13 protein-coding genes and 1 pseudogene are annotated in these 15,617 nt (G+C 67.3%); 9 read left to right on the top strand and 5 right to left on the bottom strand.

Annotated features, from left to right (window positions below):
* Positions 1-75: 75 nt before the first annotated feature.
* Both AC07NC_RS04595 and AC07NC_RS04590 read left to right on the top strand, forming a co-directional pair.
* Positions 76-1,572 (top strand): sensor histidine kinase, encoded by a 1,497-nt coding sequence (locus AC07NC_RS04595; protein ID WP_494568727.1) that lies wholly within the window; start codon positions 76-78, stop codon positions 1,570-1,572.
* A complete protein-coding gene (locus AC07NC_RS04590; RefSeq protein ID WP_035308891.1) occupies positions 1,569-1,946 on the top strand; it encodes a response regulator in 378 nt (125 codons plus the stop codon). The genes AC07NC_RS04595 and AC07NC_RS04590 overlap by 4 nt, the downstream gene beginning before the upstream one ends.
* Here the strand turns inward: AC07NC_RS04590 and hutI are convergent.
* Genes hutI through AC07NC_RS04575 form a run of 3 tightly spaced genes read right to left on the bottom strand, consistent with a single transcriptional unit; the run spans position 1,943 to position 5,297 of the window.
* Positions 1,943-3,193 carry an imidazolonepropionase gene (hutI, locus tag AC07NC_RS04585; protein WP_494568726.1) on the bottom strand — a complete coding sequence of 417 codons (1,251 nt, stop codon included), beginning with the start codon at positions 3,191-3,193 and terminating at the stop codon, positions 1,943-1,945. The genes AC07NC_RS04590 and hutI overlap by 4 nt on opposite strands.
* Positions 3,190-3,912 carry a histidine utilization transcriptional repressor HutC gene (gene hutC / locus AC07NC_RS04580; RefSeq protein ID WP_494568725.1) on the bottom strand — a complete coding sequence of 241 codons (723 nt, stop codon included), beginning with the start codon at positions 3,910-3,912 and terminating at the stop codon, positions 3,190-3,192. Before hutC ends, hutI begins: the two co-directional genes overlap by 4 nt.
* On the bottom strand, positions 3,909-5,297 hold the full coding sequence (locus tag AC07NC_RS04575; RefSeq protein ID WP_494568724.1) for a formimidoylglutamate deiminase: 1,389 nt from the start codon (positions 5,295-5,297) through the stop codon (positions 3,909-3,911). Before AC07NC_RS04575 ends, hutC begins: the two co-directional genes overlap by 4 nt.
* 74 nt (positions 5,298-5,371) lie before the next feature.
* Between AC07NC_RS04575 and hutG the strand changes: the two genes are divergently transcribed.
* The 3 genes and pseudogenes from hutG (at position 5,372) to hutH (ending at position 9,390) form a co-directional block, all read left to right on the top strand.
* A complete protein-coding gene (hutG, locus tag AC07NC_RS04570; protein ID WP_494568723.1) occupies positions 5,372-6,193 on the top strand; it encodes an N-formylglutamate deformylase in 822 nt (273 codons plus the stop codon).
* Positions 6,190-7,855, top strand: a pseudogene (gene hutU, locus AC07NC_RS04565) (urocanate hydratase). The gene hutG and the pseudogene hutU overlap by 4 nt, the downstream one beginning before the upstream one ends.
* A gap of 5 nt (positions 7,856-7,860) precedes the next feature.
* Entirely contained in the window at positions 7,861-9,390 is a 1,530-nt protein-coding gene (hutH, locus tag AC07NC_RS04560; protein ID WP_494568722.1) for a histidine ammonia-lyase, read from the top strand.
* A gap of 11 nt (positions 9,391-9,401) precedes the next feature.
* Here the strand turns inward: hutH and fni are convergent, their stop codons facing one another.
* Together fni and AC07NC_RS04550 are read right to left on the bottom strand one after the other, a co-directional pair.
* Complete coding sequence (fni, locus tag AC07NC_RS04555; protein WP_494568721.1) at positions 9,402-10,445, bottom strand: type 2 isopentenyl-diphosphate Delta-isomerase; 1,044 nt, start codon at positions 10,443-10,445, stop codon at positions 9,402-9,404.
* A 40-nt stretch (positions 10,446-10,485) separates the two neighbouring features.
* Complete coding sequence (locus tag AC07NC_RS04550; protein WP_494568720.1) at positions 10,486-12,315, bottom strand: PPC domain-containing protein; 1,830 nt, start codon at positions 12,313-12,315, stop codon at positions 10,486-10,488.
* A gap of 90 nt (positions 12,316-12,405) precedes the next feature.
* On the opposite strand from AC07NC_RS04550, the gene AC07NC_RS04545 reads away from it, so the two are divergent.
* The 4 genes from AC07NC_RS04545 to AC07NC_RS04530 all read left to right on the top strand — a co-directional run bounded on the left by AC07NC_RS04545 (position 12,406) and on the right by AC07NC_RS04530 (position 15,554).
* Positions 12,406-13,329 (top strand): bifunctional methylenetetrahydrofolate dehydrogenase/methenyltetrahydrofolate cyclohydrolase, encoded by a 924-nt coding sequence (locus AC07NC_RS04545; protein ID WP_494568719.1) that lies wholly within the window; start codon positions 12,406-12,408, stop codon positions 13,327-13,329.
* A 61-nt stretch (positions 13,330-13,390) separates the two neighbouring features.
* Positions 13,391-14,068, top strand: a complete 678-nt coding sequence (locus AC07NC_RS04540; protein ID WP_154726525.1) for a LemA family protein — start codon at positions 13,391-13,393, stop codon at positions 14,066-14,068.
* Positions 14,065-14,874, top strand: a complete 810-nt coding sequence (locus AC07NC_RS04535) for a TPM domain-containing protein (RefSeq protein ID WP_494568718.1) — start codon at positions 14,065-14,067, stop codon at positions 14,872-14,874. The genes AC07NC_RS04540 and AC07NC_RS04535 overlap by 4 nt, the downstream gene beginning before the upstream one ends.
* Positions 14,874-15,554 carry a TPM domain-containing protein gene (locus AC07NC_RS04530; RefSeq protein WP_494568717.1) on the top strand — a complete coding sequence of 227 codons (681 nt, stop codon included), beginning with the start codon at positions 14,874-14,876 and terminating at the stop codon, positions 15,552-15,554. The genes AC07NC_RS04535 and AC07NC_RS04530 overlap by 1 nt, the downstream gene beginning before the upstream one ends.
* The last annotated feature ends 63 nt before the right edge of the window (positions 15,555-15,617 follow it).

Raw genomic sequence — 15,617 nt, 5'->3', positions numbered from 1 at the left:
TGGGTACGGTAGCGAACTCTTTGCCTCCTCGCGCGTTCGGCACCGGTTGGGCTGGGGTGTAGATTGACAGTACAAGTGAAACCGGGCGCTTCCGTAGTCGATTTGGCGGCGGCCTTCGAGGCGTCGCCAAATCCTTATCTTCTGCTTACGCCGGATCTGCGCATCGCCGAGGTCAATCAGGCCTATGTCGAGGTCACAGGCGCTCGCCGCGAGGAGATCCTGGGCCGTCCCCTGTTCACGACCTTCGACGCGGGCCCCGGCGAAGATGCGCCCGAAAACGTGCGTCAGGTCCGGGCGTCCCTCGAAAAGGCGCGCGACACCTGCCAGCGCGACCACCTCGCCGTCGTGCGATACGCCATGCCGCGCAAATTGTCCGACGGCCAGGAGGTGTTCGAGGAACGAATCTGGAGTGCGACCCATACGCCAGTCCTGAACGCTGAAGGCGAGGTCGTGCTGCTTCTTCAGCACACCATGGACATCACCGATCTGTCGCCGGCGATCCGGACAGATGAACCGACAACCGCCCTGGACGCCTTGGTCGGCGGGTCGGTCCTGCGGCGAGCTCAGTCGGTTCAGGAGGACAATCGTCGCCTGGAGAGCGAGCGCAACCGTCTGGTCGAGATGTTCATGCAGGCGCCGGGGTTCGTGGCCATCCTGACCGGCCGCAACCACTGTTTCCAGATGCACAACGACGCCTACAGCCAGTTGATCGGCCATCGCGACATCGCGGGCAAGTCCATACGCGACGCCCTGCCGGAACTGGTCGGACAGGGCTATTACGAGTTTCTGGACACCGTCTTCGAAACGGGCGAGCCCTACGAAGGGCGAGAAAGCCTGGCGAAATTACAAAGGACTCCCGGCGGCCCGCTGGAAACCCTCTATCTCAACTTCATCTATCAGCCGATCCGTGACGAGGCGGGCGCCGTGGTCGGCATCTTCGTTCAGGGCCATGACGTCACAGCCAACGTCCTGGCGACCCAGCGCCAGAAACTGATGATCGACGAGTTGAACCATCGGGTTAAGAACACCCTCGCCACGGTCCAGTCGATCGCCATCCAGACCGCGCGTTCCCACGTCGACCCCGCCACCTTCGCCGCAACCTTCCAGTCGCGGATACTGGCCCTGTCTCACACCCACGACCTGTTGACGCGAACCCATTGGGAAGGCGCGGATCTGCGGGCGATCCTGGAACACGAAACCGAAGCCTTCGGTCCCACCCGCATCAATCTCAACGGCCCTGCGACGGCGCTGCCCCCCGCCACAGCCCTGTCCCTGGGCATGATCTTCCATGAGCTTGCGACAAACGCCGCCAAATACGGAGCCCTTTCCACGCCCGATGGGCGTGTTCTGATCGACTGGAGTTTGGCCGATCAACGCGACCGAAAGCTGAAGCTTGTCTGGCGTGAAATAGGCGGTCCGAAAGTTACGCAACCGGACAGAAGAGGCTTCGGTAGCCGATTGATTGAACGAAACATTCGCCACGATCTGGCGGGGGAGATCGATCTAGTCTACGCCAGCGATGGATTGATTGCGGAACTGACGGTTCCACTCGACAGGACACCCGCCCCATGACCCAACCTCTAAACGGTCGCCGCATACTTGTGGTGGAAGACGAATCCCTGGTCGCCATGTTGCTCGAGACCATCCTCGAGGACATGGAGTGCATTCCCGTCGGCCCAGCGTCCAATATCGACGATGGTGAAGCCATGGCGCGCGACACTGTCGATCTCGACGCCGCCCTGCTGGACGTCAATGTCGCCGGCCGTCAGGTCTTCCCGGTCGCCGAGGCGCTGAAGGCGCGCGGCGTGCCTTTCGTCTTCTCCACCGGCTACGGCGAAGGTGGATTGCCGGAAGAGTGGCGCGGCGCCACCACCATTCAGAAACCCTTCACCGAGGCCGCCGTTCGAGACGCCCTGATGAAGGTCATGGGCGTCGCCCAGGTCTAGAGATCAGGCGGACCGTCGATCCTTGCAGGGTCGGCGCTTGTCCTGACGCCGTCTCTCCAGCGGCCGTGCAGCATGGGCTTGCCCAGCCAATAGGCCAGCTCTGCGGGGCGCTGGACATCCCAGGCCGCCAGGTCGGCGACCTTGCCGACCGCCAGGGTTCCGATCTGATCTTGCAGCCCCAGGGCCCATGCGGCTTCCCGCGTCGCGCCCGCCAGGGCTTCTTCCGGGGTCAGGCGAAATTGAACACAGGCCAGGTTCAGGGCGTCGGTCATGGACGCGACAGGAGAGGTGCCGGGATTGCAGTCGGTCGCAACGGCCATGCGAACGCCATGGACGCGTAACAGACCGACCGGGGGCGCCTGGGTTTCGCGTAGCATCAGGAAGGCGCCGGGCAGCAGAACCGCCGTCACCCCTGCCCGCGCCATGGCTTTGATTCCGTCTTCCGTCGCATGTTCTATGTGATCAGCCGACACGGCGCCGTAACGCGCCGCCAAGGCTGCGCCGCCCCCGTTCGACAACTGATCGGCGTGCAGCTTGACCGGCAGGCCCAGGGTGCGGGCCTTGTCGAACAGGCGCGCCACCTCCTCGATCGAGAAGGCGATAGGCTCGCAATAGGCGTCCACGGCGTCCGCCAGCCCCTCGGCCTGTGCGGCCGGCAGGATGTGATCGACGGCCAGATCGACATAGGTGGCGCGGTCCGCCCGGTGCTCGGGCGGAACGGCGTGCAGACCCAGATAGGTGGTGCGCACGCGAACCCCGCCTTCCCGGCCGATGCGGCGGGCGACCCGCAACATCTTCAATTCGCTGTCCTGATCCAGTCCATAGCCCGACTTGATCTCGACCGTGGTTACGCCCGTGGCCTTGAGCCCTTGCAGCCGGTCCATGGCGGAGGCGAACAGTTCGTCCTCCGACGCCGCGCGCGTGGCCTTGACTGAAGCGACGATCCCGCCGCCGGCGCGGGCGATCTCCTCATAGCTGGCCCCGCCCAGCCTCTGTTCGAATTCGCCCGAGCGGTCGCCGCCGAAGACCAGATGCGTGTGACAGTCGATCAGTCCCGGCGTGAGCCAGCGTCCGCCCAGCCGCTCCGTCTCGACCGCCTCCACGGACGGCAAATCCGCGCGCGGTCCGATCCAGGCGATACGACCGTCGGTGATGACCACGGCGGCGTCGCGGATGGCCCCATAGGCGGCCCCGCCTGGAACCATGGTGGCGGCGTGACAGTCGATCAGCAGGCGGTCGGCCTTCATCGGCTCAGGTCCTTGGCGTGGGCGGAAGAGAAAAGCGCGACCAGATCATAGCGATCCCCTGGGAACAGCTGACGAACCCGCGTCACGCCCTGGCCGTCGCGCCAGGTCCGCCTTTCGACAGACAGACAGGCCGCGCCGGGCTTGATCTGCAGCAGACGCGCGGTCACGGCGTCGGCCTCCATGGCGCCGATCCGGTTCTCCGCCTCGGTCCAGGGCTCATAGTCCAGAAGCCAGGTTCCAGGCGGAGTAGATTGAAAATCCACCCTTATCGCTTGGGGAGCCACGGCCAGAGCGATCAGTCGATGCTCCAGGGCCAGAGGGATCGCGTCGGCGCTATGCAGACAGGTCAAGGCCAGGAGCGGACCGCCGGCGGCGAGTTCGATTTCAGCACCGCCGTCCGGATCGCGTTCCATCTGGTCCAGCAGCCTGTAGCCATAGGCCTGGCCCCGCTCCATCACCTCGGCTCGCAGATCGGGGATGGCCAGGAAGGCGGCATGGGCCTTGGGCTGGGCGACGAAGCTGCCGGCGCGCCGCCGACGTCTGACCAGCCCCCTGCCCGCCAGTTCCGACAGGGCCTTGGAGACGGTGGCGCGCGAACAGCCGTATTGGGCGGTCAATTCGTGTTCGAAGGGAATGCGTGCGCCCGGCGACAGCTCGCCCGAGAGGATGCGGCCTTCGAGGTCCGCGTAGATTCGGCGGTGCAGCGGCTCCGGCGTCATCCCAGCACCGTGTTCAGGGCCTTACGGTACCGTGCCTCGATGGCGTCGCGCGCCACATGCCGCCCGTTCCGCACCACCTGCCGCCCCGCCCGCCAGACCGAGGCGACGGCGCCCGCCGGCGCGCCGAAGATCCAGCTGTCCAGCAGGGCGTCGCCCGAACGGCCATGGAAGCCCGCGCCGCGCGTATCCAGGCAAACCAGATCGGCCGATCCGCCGATGACCAGGTCGTTCGCCGCGCCCCCGGCCTGGCGCCCGCCCGCCAGCACGCCTTCGAACAGGGCGCGTCCTGTCGAGCGATCCGCATCCGCCATGACCGAACGGCGCCTCAAGGCCAGCCGCTGGCTGTATTCCAGCATCCGCAGTTCCTCGGCCACGCCGATCTGCACATTGGAGTCGGTCCCCACGCCGAACCGCCCGCCCGCCCGCGCATAGGCGGCGGCCGGAAAGACGCCGTCGCCCAGATTGGCCTCCGTGATCGGGCACATGCCGACGACCGCGCCCCGTTCGATCACGCCCCGCCACTCCGCCTCGGTCACATGGGTCGAGTGGATCAGGCACCAGCGCGGATCGACCGGGGCGTTGGCGAGCAGCCATTCCACCGGCCGGGCGCCGGACCAGGCCAGACAGTCTTCGACCTCCTTAGTCTGTTCGGCCACATGGATATGGATGGGCCCATCGCCTGCCAGACCGGGCATGGCGGCCAGCTCAGCCGGGCTGACAGCCCGCAGGCTGTGCGGCGCGACCCCCACCACAGCGTCCGCCATATCGGCGGTCAGGCGGCGGCAACGGTCGGTCAACTCCGCGAATCCGTCCAGATCGGTGATGAACCGTCTCTGCCCCCGGGTCGGCGCCAGGCCGCCAAATCCGGCGTGGGCGTAGAAGACCGGCAGCAAGGTCAGGGCGATTCCGGTCGTCTGGGCCGCCGCGACAATCCGCGCCGCGATCTCTCCCCGGTCCGCATAGGCCGCGCCGGACGGGGCGTTGTGAAGATAGTGGAACTCGGCCACGCGGGTGAAGCCGCCCTCGAGCATTTCGGCGAAGGCCAGGGCGGTGATGGCCTCGATCTCTTCGGGCCCGCCCCGATCAAGGAAGCGGTACATCAGGTCACGCCAGGACCAGAAATCATCATCGCCGTGTTGGCCCTGGGGTCCACGCGCCTCGGTCAGACCGGCCATGGCGCGCTGGAAGGCATGGCTGTGGACATTGACGACGCCCGGCAAGGCCACGCCGTCTCCTTCGTCCGCGGGTCCGCGGGATACGCCGGTCTCGAGGCTTGAAATCCGACCCCTCGCAATGCCGATCCGCACATCCCGCGCCCAGCCGTCCGGCAAGAGGGCGGCCTCGAACCAGAGGGTGCGATCCACAGGCTGCGGCTCAAGGCTCACTGGACAGGTCCGTCTTGTTGCGATCAATATGTCTAGACATACCACGACGGATGGATTTGGCGAGGGAGGCCGAGATGACGCGTGACTGGCTGACCGTCCATGAAGGCTCGGGGCCGCTGGTGATCGGCTTGCCGCACACGGGGACCGAAATCCCGGACGCCCTGATGGCGCGGTTTCGATCCCCCTGGCTGGCGCGCAAGGACGCCGACTGGTGGGTGGACCGGCTCTATGATTTCGCCGTGGATCTGGGCGCCACTCTGGTGCGCACCGCAGTTTCTCGCAGCGTCATCGACGTGAACCGCGATCCATCCGGCGTGTCCCTGTATCCCGGCATGACCACCACGGGCCTCTGCCCGGTCGAGACCTTCGACGGCGAGCCCCTGTATCGGGCCGGCGAAGCGCCCGATGCGGCCGAGATCGCAGAGCGTCGCGCGACCTGGTTTGATCCCTATCATGCCCAGCTGAAGGCCCAGATCGACCGGCTGCACGCCCGTGGCCCCGTCGTCCTCTATGACGCCCATTCGATCCGTTCTGTCGTCCCGCGGCTGTTCGCCGGCGAGTTGCCCCAGTTCAACATCGGCGACAACGACGGGACCACCTGCGCCCCCGAACTGACCCAGGCCGTCGAGGCCGCCTGCGCGATCAGCGGCTCCAGCCTGATCGTCAACGGCCGGTTCAAGGGCGGCTGGACCACGCGTCACTACGGCCGGCCCCACGCCGGCGTTCACGCTATCCAGATGGAACTGGCGGACCGGGGCTACATGGGCGACCCGGCGAGCCCTTTGTCGCCCGACAACTGGCCCAGTCCCTATGAGCCGGAGCGGGCCGAGGCGATGCGTCGAAACCTGCACCGCGTCCTGACCGCCTGTATCGCCTTCGCCGAGAGCCAGACATGAACCAGCCCAACGCTCGCGTCATCCGAAGCCCGCGCGGATCGGAAAGGACGGCCAAGACCTGGGCGGCCGAGGCGGCCATGCGAATGTTGATGAACAACCTTGATCCCGAAGTGGCTGAACGCCCTCAGGATCTTGTCGTCTATGGGGGCATCGGCAAGGCGGCGCGCGATTGGGCCGCCTTCGACAGGATCGTGGAGACCCTGAAGACGCTGGAGGCCGACGAGACCCTGCTGGTCCAGTCTGGCAAGCCGGTCGGGGTCTTCCGCACCCATGCCGATGCGCCCCGGGTCCTGATCGCCAACTCCAACCTCGTGCCCAAATGGGCGACCTGGGAGCATTTCTCGGAACTCGATCGCAAGGGCTTGATGATGTACGGCCAGATGACGGCCGGATCCTGGATCTACATCGGCACCCAGGGCATCGTCCAAGGCACGTATGAGACCTTCATGGAGGCGGGCCGCCAGCACTACGGCGGCGACTGGTCCGGAAAAATGGATCCTGACGGCAGGCCTGGGCGGCATGGGCGGGGCCCAGACCTTGGCCGCGACCATGGCGGGGGCGTCCTGCCTGGCGGTGGAATGCCAGCAAAGCCGGATCGAGATGCGGCTGAAGACACGCTATCTTGATGTGGCGGCCCAGAGCCTGGACGAAGCCCTGGCCCTGATCGAAGACGCAAATCGGACTGGAAAACCCATATCTGTCGGCCTGTTGGGAAACGCCGCTGATATCTTGCCTGAAATGGTCAAACGCGGCGTGCGGCCGGATCTGGTGACGGACCAGACCAGCGCCCATGACCTGGTGAACGGCTATCTGCCGGCCGGCTGGACCGTCGCCGAGTGGGAAGACAAGCGGGTCAGCGAACCCGCCTCGGTCGCGGCGGCCGCCCGCCCCTCCATCGTGGCCCACGTCCGCGCCATGCTCGACTTTCAGTCGGCCGGGGTTCCTGTCGTCGATTATGGCAACAATATCCGTCAGGTCGCCTTTGACGAAGGGGTGACGAACGCCTTCGACTTTCCCGGCTTCGTCCCCGCCTATATCCGCCCCCTGTTCTGCCGCGGGATCGGACCGTTCCGATGGGCGGCCCTGACCGGTGATCCGGACGATATTCGCAAGACCGATGCGGCGATGAAGCGGCTGTTCCCGGACAACGCAGGTCTGCATCGCTGGCTCGACATGGCCGGCGAACGTATAGCCTTCCAAGGACTTCCGGCGAGAATCTGCTGGATTGGATTGGGAGAGCGCCACCGGGCGGGCCTGATGTTCAACGACATGGTGGCGTCCGGAGAACTGTCGGGACCGATCGTGATCGGCCGGGACCATCTCGACTCCGGCTCGGTCGCCAGCCCGAACCGTGAGACCGAGGCCATGATGGACGGATCAGACGCGGTTTCGGACTGGCCCCTTCTCAACGCGCTTCTGAACACAGCCTCGGGCGCCAGCTGGGTCTCGCTGCACCACGGCGGCGGGGTCGGCATGGGCTATTCCCAGCATTCGGGCGTCGTGATCGTCGCCGACGGCACGCCGGAAGCGGCGCAGCGGCTGGAGCGGGTCTTGTGGAATGATCCGGCGACGGGCGTCATGCGCCATGCCGACGCCGGTTACGACATCGCCCGCGCCGCGGCCCGCGAACACGGCCTGAACCTCCCCAGCCTGAAGGCCTGACCTCCATGACGACCCTGACCCTCGGCCGTTCGCCCCTGACCCTGGCCCAGTTGCGCAGCGTCCTGGACGGCCCCGTGACGGTCGCCGTCGCCCCTGAAGCCTGGACCGATGTGGACAGGGGCGCCGCGACCATCGCCGCCATCGTGGCCGAGGGGCGCACCGTCTATGGCGTCAACACCGGCTTCGGCCTGCTGGCCAACACCTCCATCGCGCCCGCCGACCTGGAGACCTTGCAGCGCAACCTGGTGCTCAGCCATGCGTGCGGTGTCGGCCCCTTGCTGCCGAACAGCGTGACGCGGCTGCTGATGGTGCTGAAGATCGCCTCCCTGTCACGCGGCGCCTCGGGCGTTCGGCGCGAAACCCTCCAGGCCCTGATCGCGCTCGTCAACGCCGACATCCTGCCCTGTATCCCTTCCAAGGGCTCGGTCGGGGCCTCGGGCGACCTGGCCCCTCTGGCCCATATGAGTTGCGTCCTGATCGGGGTCGGCGAGGCCCGGTGCAAAGGCCAGACTCTGGAGGCCGAGGCCGCACTTGAGCGGGCCGGGCTCAAGCCTTTGGTCCTGGGCCCCAAGGAGGGACTGGCGCTGCTGAACGGGACACAGTGTTCGACCGCCCTGGCCCTGGCGGGTCTGTTCGCAGCCGAGGCGGTCTTCGCCGCCGGCGTGGCGGCGGGGGCCCTGTCGGTCGACGCCCTGAAGGGATCGGACGCGCCGTTCGACGCCCGCATCCACGCCCTTCGGGGTCAACCCGGTCAGATCGCCGTGGCCGCACGGCTCAGGACCCTGATGGCGGGTTCGGCCATCCGTGACAGCCACCGCGACGACTGCGCCAAGGTGCAGGATCCCTATTCGCTGCGCTGCCAGCCTCAGGTCATGGGGGCGGTGCTGGACGTCCTGGCCACGGCGGCCGCGACGCTGGAGCGCGAAGCCAACGCCGTGACGGACAATCCCCTGGTCTTCATCGAGGACGGCGATGTCATATCCGGTGGAAACTTCCATGCTGAACCCGTTGCTTTTGCAGCCGATCAGATCGCCATGGCCCTGTGCGAGATCGGCAATATCTCCGAACGCCGGACCGCCATCCTGGTCGATCCGAAGATGAGCGAACTGCCGGCCTTCCTGGTCAAGGAAAGCGGCCTGAACTCGGGCTTCATGATCGCCCAGGTCACGGCGGCGGCCTTGGTGGCCGAAAACCGGATGGTGGCCCATCCGTGCAGCGTGGACACGGTTCCCACCAGCGCCAATCAGGAAGATCATGTCTCGATGGCGACCCACGGCGCTAGGCGGCTGCTGGACATGGCCGAGAATACGGCGACCGTGGTCGGAATCGAGTTGCTGGCGGCGGCCCAGGGGCTGGAATTCCATCGTCCCCTGACCAGTTCGCCCCTGCTGGAACAGGTCGTCACCGTCGTGCGTGAAGCGGCCGCGCCCTACGCCAGCGACCATTATTTCGCGCCGGATATCGCCAGGGCCACCGACGGCGTGCGCGCGGGACGGTACCGCCTCTTCGCGCACGACCTGCTGCCGTCCGCATAGGTCGCTGACCTCTATTCGTCCAGCGGCTGAAGCGGGGCCCGGCGCAGGGCTGAAAGATTAGCGGAATTCGTGCAGAAGCAGACGGTTCTCAACTGGCGCATGACCAGTTGGAAGTGGGCGACCACCGCCTCCGTGGACACCATCGCCGCCGACAGGACGCCGGCGGCCTGACCCGCGATGTCGGCCCCAAGGCGGATCGCGCGCGCGACGTCCAGACCGTCGCGCACGCCGCCCGAACCGATCACGACCGCGTCTGGACAGGCCCGGCGCACATCAACGATGGCCCGCGCGGTCGGCATGCCCCAGTCGCCAAAGGCGGCGGCGTGGGCCCTGTCGGCGGGATCCGTCGCCCGCTCGCCCTCGATGAGCGCCCAGTTCGAACCGCCCGCGCCGGCGATATCCACGGCCGCGGCGCCCATGTCGATCAGACGGCGCGCGGTTCGGCCCGACAGGCCGGCTCCGGTCTCCTTGACCACCACAGGAACCTCGACCCTGCGGATCAGAGCCTCCAGTGCGGCGCCGACGCCCCACCAGTCGCGATCGCCTTCGGGCTGACAGGCTTCCTGAAGCGGGTTCAGATGGACGATCAGGGCGTTCGCCCCGATCATGTCGATCACCCGCCGCGCCTCGTCCAGACCGAACCCCCGCGTCAGTTGCGCCGCGCCGATATTGGCCAGGATGGGGGTATCGGGCGCCCGGTGGCGCAGCCCCATGTCCAGGCCGCCGCTGGCCCCCTCTTCCAGAGCCGTGCGTTGGGACCCGACCGCCAGGGCGATTCCCAGGTGCTGGGCCGCCTCGGCCAGACGGGCGTTCACGGCCTCGGCCCGCGCCGGACCGCCGGTCATGGCGCTGATCAGCAGGGGCGCCTTCAATCGGCGCCCCAGGAAGTCGGCGCCCAGGTCGATTTTGTCGTGATCCAGATCCGGCAGGGCCTCGTGCACGAACCGGATCGCGTCGAACCCGGCGTCGCGGGCGTGCCGACCACGCCCGGACAGCACCACGTCGAGGTGCTGATCCTTGCGGCCTGGAGCGCCGGGCGAAATAGCGTCGGTCATTCGGCTCGCCTAGGACCGGATCGTGGCCCGCATGGGGCGGTCAGGGCTGGCGTTCGACGGTCAGGGCATAGGCGCCCGTCTCATTCGGACCCAACGACCGGGCTCGGACGACGAACCAGCCGTCTTCCGGCGCGGTCCAGTCCAGCTTGGCGTGGGTGTCCGAAAGACCGTCGTCGTCGGCGGCCAGGCTGGTGAAGTCCTCGCCGTCCTCGCCCAGGTCGATGAAGGCGTCGAAGGCGTTGGAGACCAGGGTGATCCGCAGTTTCTCGTCCTTCTTCGCCTGGAACCGATAGGCGTCGTAATAGGCGCCCCCGTCGATCAGGGCGTCGGAAAGGCTCAGCGTGCCGCGCGCCGTCGCGCCGACCAGAATACTGCCCGGCTTGGGCTCCGGGCCGCGATCGATCAACGCCAGCGAATAGAGCCCCTTCCCCTCGTTCGACAGCGGAGAGGCCCGCAGGATGTAGTCGCCGGACGACGGCAGGGTGAAGTTCAGACGCGAATCCGTGCCCTCGCCCAGGCCGTCGTCATCGCTCGACAGGGCGGAAAACTCGCCGTCGGCGGCGCTGATCTCGAGATAGGCGTCGAAATCGCCGGATCGCAGAACGGCCTGGACGCGCTGGCCTTCCTGGCCGGTGAATACATAGGCGTCATAGTGTTTGCCCTCGTCGTTCTGGGGCTTTTCGGGCGTGATCTCGCCTTCCACGGTCTGACCAAAGGTGATCGCAGACGGCGCAGGGGGCGGGGCGACTTCGCTGATCTTGAGGGTGAAACGGCCTTCGCCGTCATCGCCCAGGGCGCGCGCCTCGATCACATAGTCGCCGGCTGTCTCCAGCGTCTGGACGATGCGTGAATCCGTGCCCGATCCGGCGCCGTCGTCGTCCTGATCCAGGACCGAATTGTCCGACGCCTGGCGCAGGGTCAGATAGGTGTCGAAATCCTTCGACGACATCTCGATGGCGACGCGCTGGCCCGCCTCAGCCGCGAACCGATAGAATTCGGCGCGCTGGCCGTCGTCGTTCAGTCCCGTCTCATCGTTCAGATTCCCGTCAATGCTGTCGCCGACGGCGATGGGCTTGGCCGGCGGCGCAGGCGGCGCTTCCGACAGGCCCAGGGTGTAGGCGCCCTCCCCATCCCTGATGGCGGTGACTCGAGCCAGATATTCCCCAGCCGTCGGGGCGGTAAAGACGAGGCGCGAGTTCAGTCCGTCGTCGGGTCCATCGTCGTTCTGAGCCAGTTCGGCGAAGTCGGCCCCGTTCATCCGGCCGACGCGAACCAGCGGATCGAAGGCCTCGGACTCCAGGGTGACGATCACCCTCTGACCTGCAGCGGCGCGGAAGCTGTAGGCGTCGTAACGGCCGCCGTCTTCCTGTTCCGGATCACGGTCCGTCAGCGTCCCGGCTCGCTCATCACCGACGCGAAGGCCGACCGGACGCGGTGCGCGCGGGGGGGCTGGTCGTTCGCGCAGGGACAGGCTGTAGTCCCCGCCTTCCAGCCCGGCCAGGGTGCGGGCGCGCAGAACATAGGTCCCGCTGGTTTCCGGCGTGAAGCGCAGCCGGGCGTCCGTGCCTTCGCCCAGGCCGTCGTCATCTTCGGCCAGCGGTTCGTCGCCGCCTTCGGCATAGATGGCCAGATAGGCGTCGAAAGCGTCGGACCTCAGCACCGCCTCCAGCCTCTGCCCCGCACGCGCCTCGAATCGGTAGGCGTCATAACGATAGGCGTCGTCGCCGGTCGTGGCCGCGTCCGTCTCGGTCAATGCGCCATCCACCGCAGCCCCGATGCGCAGGCCCTGTACGTCCTGAGCCAAGGCGGGCGAGGCGGCCCAGACGAGGGCAAGGGCGCTGGCGGCGGCGACGAGGGACGAACGCTTCATCAAGAACACTCCGGAGTTTGTCGCGGATCATAGACGCCGAACCATGACGGCTGTAAATCGCCGCATCCTCATCCCCCCGGAGTCTTCCCCATGTCAGCCAAGCCCGCACGCGCGACCCTGATCGACGGCAAGGCCTTTTCGGTCGACCTGGTGGACCGCGTCGCCGCCGCCGCCGCGCGTCTGGAAGCCAGCCAGGGCGTCAAGCCGGGCCTGGCCGTCGTCATTGTCGGCGAGGATCCCGCCAGCCAGATCTATGTTCGCAACAAGGGCGAGACGACCCTGCGCGCGGGCATGCGGTCCGACACGCACCGTCTGGACGAGACCACGACCCAGGACGAGCTTCTGGCCCTGATCGCCCGTCTGAACGCCGACGCCGGCATCCACGGCGTCCTGGTTCAGCTGCCCCTGCCGAAACACATCGATTCATCGGTCGTGCTGGACGCCATCGATCCCGACAAGGATGTGGACGGCTTCCACGTGGTCAACGCCGGACGCCTGGCGGTCGGCCTGCCGGGCCTGGTCCCCTGCACCCCCCTGGGCAGTCTGATGCTGCTGAAGGACCAGCTGGGCGATCTGACGGGCCTGAACGCCGTCATCGTCGGCCGGTCCAACATCGTCGGCAAGCCGATGGCGCAACTGCTGCTGGGCGAAAGCTGCACTGTCACCATCGCCCATTCCAGGACCCGCGACCTGCCTGCCCTCTGCCGCACCGCCGACATCCTGGTCGCCGCCGTCGGCCGGCCGGAGATGATCAAGGGCGACTGGATCAAGCCGGGCGCGACCGTGATCGACGTCGGCATCAACCGCGTTCCCTCGGCCGACCCGGTCAAGGCGGCGGAAGGAAAGACCCGCGTCGTCGGCGACGTCGCTTTCAAGGAAGCCGTCGAGATCGCCGGACGCATCACCCCCGTCCCCGGCGGCGTCGGCCCCATGACCATCGCCTGCCTGCTGGCCAACACCTATTCGGCGGCCTGTCGCTCGATCGGCGTCGAACCGGAGCCATTGGACGCTTGAAGCGTTGCGGTCCTGAGGCGATAGTCGCCGCACCGGCGCAATCGCCGACAGGGGAAAATCCATGGCTCGCTTCAACGCTCGCGCTCTGGCTCTGACGACCGTTCTCGTCGCGGCGCCCGCCGTCACCGGCTGCGGCTACAACACTATTCCGACCAAGCAGGAACGGGCCGAGGCGGCCTGGGCCGATGTCCAGGCCCAGTACCAGCGTCGCGCCGACCTGGTGCCCAATCTGGTCGCCACCGTCCAGGGCGCGGCGATCCAGGAACGCACCACCCTGACGGACGTGATCAACGCCCGCGCCCGCGCCACCTCGGTCAATGTCTCGGCCGCCGACCTCAGCAATCCGCAGGCCTTCCAGCAATATCAGCAGGCTCAGGGCCAACTGTCCGGCGCCCTGTCGCGCCTGCTGGTCTCGGTCGAGGCCTATCCCCAGCTTCAGGCCAATCAGAATTTCCTGACTTTGCAGTCCCAGCTGGAAGGCACCGAAAACCGGATCACCATCGCGCGCCGCGACTACAATGAGGCCGTGCGCGACTACAACACCACCCTGCGCACCTTCCCGAACGTGATCTGGGCCAAGACGGTGCATAGCGGATCGCAACCGATGCAGTTGTTCACCGCCACGGCGGAGGCCCAGTCGGCGCCCCAGGTGAACTTCAACCTGAACGGCGCTCCGGCCGCCACGCCCGGCGGCGGCGCCGCGCCGGTCGCGCCGGGCTCGACCCCGCCCGCCCCGTGAGCCTTCGCCCCGTTCGGACAGGACGTCCAGCGGGCGTCGTCGCCAGTCTGTTCGGTCTGATGGCCGTCCTGCTGTTCGCCTTGCCGGCGACGGCGCAGACGAAGCTCGACTTTCCGCCCCTGTCCGGACGCGTGGTCGATCAGGCTGATCTGCTGGATACGGCGACCGAACAGGCGCTGACCGACAAGCTGGCCGCGTTGGAAGCCCGATCCAGCGACCAGTTGGTGGTGGTCACGGTCCGCAGCCTGCAGGATCAGGAGATCGAGGACTATGGCTATCAGCTGGGCCGGGCCTGGGGCATCGGACAGAAGGAGGGCGACAACGGCGCCCTGCTGATCGTCGCCCCGACCGAACGCAAGGTGCGGATCGAAGTCGGGTACGGGCTGGAGCCGATCCTGACCGACGCCTTCTCGTCCATGGTCATCCGCGACGACATCCTGCCGGCCTTCCGCGACGGCGACTATCAGACAGGCGTCGTCAGGGGCGTGGACGCCTTGATCACCCAGCTGGAGCTGGATCCGGCCGAGGCCCAGGCGCGGGCGGCCGCCGCGGCGACCGAACCAGAGGGCGCGGGCGGCGCGGTGATCCTGCCTGTTGTCATCATCGGCTTGATCTTCACCATCTTTTTGGTCGGCGTGATCGGTTCGGGCGGACGCGGGCGTCGTCATCGTCGCGACGGCGTCACCCCCATCCTGATCTGGGCGGCGTCGGAGGCTTTGAGAAACGCCGGTCGAGGGGGCGGCGGGGGCGGCTTCGGCGGCGGCGGCGGAGGATTTGGCGGCGGCGGAGCTTCGGGAGGATGGTGATGCGGTTTACCGAAGACGACCGCGCGCGGGTCGCCGACGCCATCGCCTCGGCCGAGCGCGGCACCTCGGGCGAGATATTCTGCGTCGTCTCGCGCGGGGTCTCGTCTTACGCGGATGTCAGCCTGGCCTGGGCGGCCGCCGCGGCCCTGCTGGCGCCGACCGCGCTCATCCCGCTGGGCTTCACCCTGTCCTGGCCGGTCGGAGACGGTTGGGAAGCCGCCCACGTCACGGCCCAGGCCGTCGGCGTCGGTCAAGCCCTGGCCTTCTACGCCCTGGTCCAGGCGGTGATCTTCGTCGCGGTCTTCCTGCTGACCCGCATCCCGCCGGTGCTCCGTTGGATCACGCCGCGCAGTCTGCGTCAGGCCCGTGTGCGCAAGGCGGCCCTGCAGCAGTTCCTGGCGCATGGCGTCCACGTCACGCGCGAGCGAACCGGGGTGCTGATCTTCGCCGCCCTGAAAGAACATCAGGTCGAACTGATCGCCGACGAACTGATCCACCAGAAGGTCGATGAAGGGGTGTGGGCCGACGCTGTCGCCGCCCTGACCCGTCAACTGAAGGCCGGCCGACCGGTCGCCGGGTTCGAGGCGGCCATCGACCAGTGCGGCCGGGTCCTGGCGGCCCATTTCCCGCCCCGCGCCGACAATCCCAATGAACTGCCGGATCATCTGGTCCTGCTTTGATCGTCGCACAGGGGTCGCAATCGGCGGCCAAAAGGCCTAGCCGTCCGCTGGATTCGGACACGT

The sequence above is a fragment of the Brevundimonas sp. GW821-FHT10A07 genome, from assembly GCF_059415785.1.
This window is presented reverse-complemented; position numbering and strand designations above follow the sequence as displayed.

Coding starts and splice junctions, on each gene's coding strand:
- AC07NC_RS04590 (WP_035308891.1), top strand. CDS start 1,569: ATGACCCAACCTCTAAACGGTCGCCGCATACTTGTGGTGGAAGACGAA.
- hutI (WP_494568726.1), bottom strand. CDS start 3,193: ATGAAGGCCGACCGCCTGCTGATCGACTGTCACGCCGCCACCATGGTT.
- hutC (WP_494568725.1), bottom strand. CDS start 3,912: ATGACGCCGGAGCCGCTGCACCGCCGAATCTACGCGGACCTCGAAGGC.
- hutG (WP_494568723.1), top strand. CDS start 5,372: ATGACGCGTGACTGGCTGACCGTCCATGAAGGCTCGGGGCCGCTGGTG.
- hutH (WP_494568722.1), top strand. CDS start 7,861: ATGACGACCCTGACCCTCGGCCGTTCGCCCCTGACCCTGGCCCAGTTG.
- fni (WP_494568721.1), bottom strand. CDS start 10,445: ATGACCGACGCTATTTCGCCCGGCGCTCCAGGCCGCAAGGATCAGCAC.
- AC07NC_RS04550 (WP_494568720.1), bottom strand. CDS start 12,315: ATGAAGCGTTCGTCCCTCGTCGCCGCCGCCAGCGCCCTTGCCCTCGTC.
- AC07NC_RS04545 (WP_494568719.1), top strand. CDS start 12,406: ATGTCAGCCAAGCCCGCACGCGCGACCCTGATCGACGGCAAGGCCTTT.
- AC07NC_RS04540 (WP_154726525.1), top strand. CDS start 13,391: ATGGCTCGCTTCAACGCTCGCGCTCTGGCTCTGACGACCGTTCTCGTC.
- AC07NC_RS04530 (WP_494568717.1), top strand. CDS start 14,874: ATGCGGTTTACCGAAGACGACCGCGCGCGGGTCGCCGACGCCATCGCC.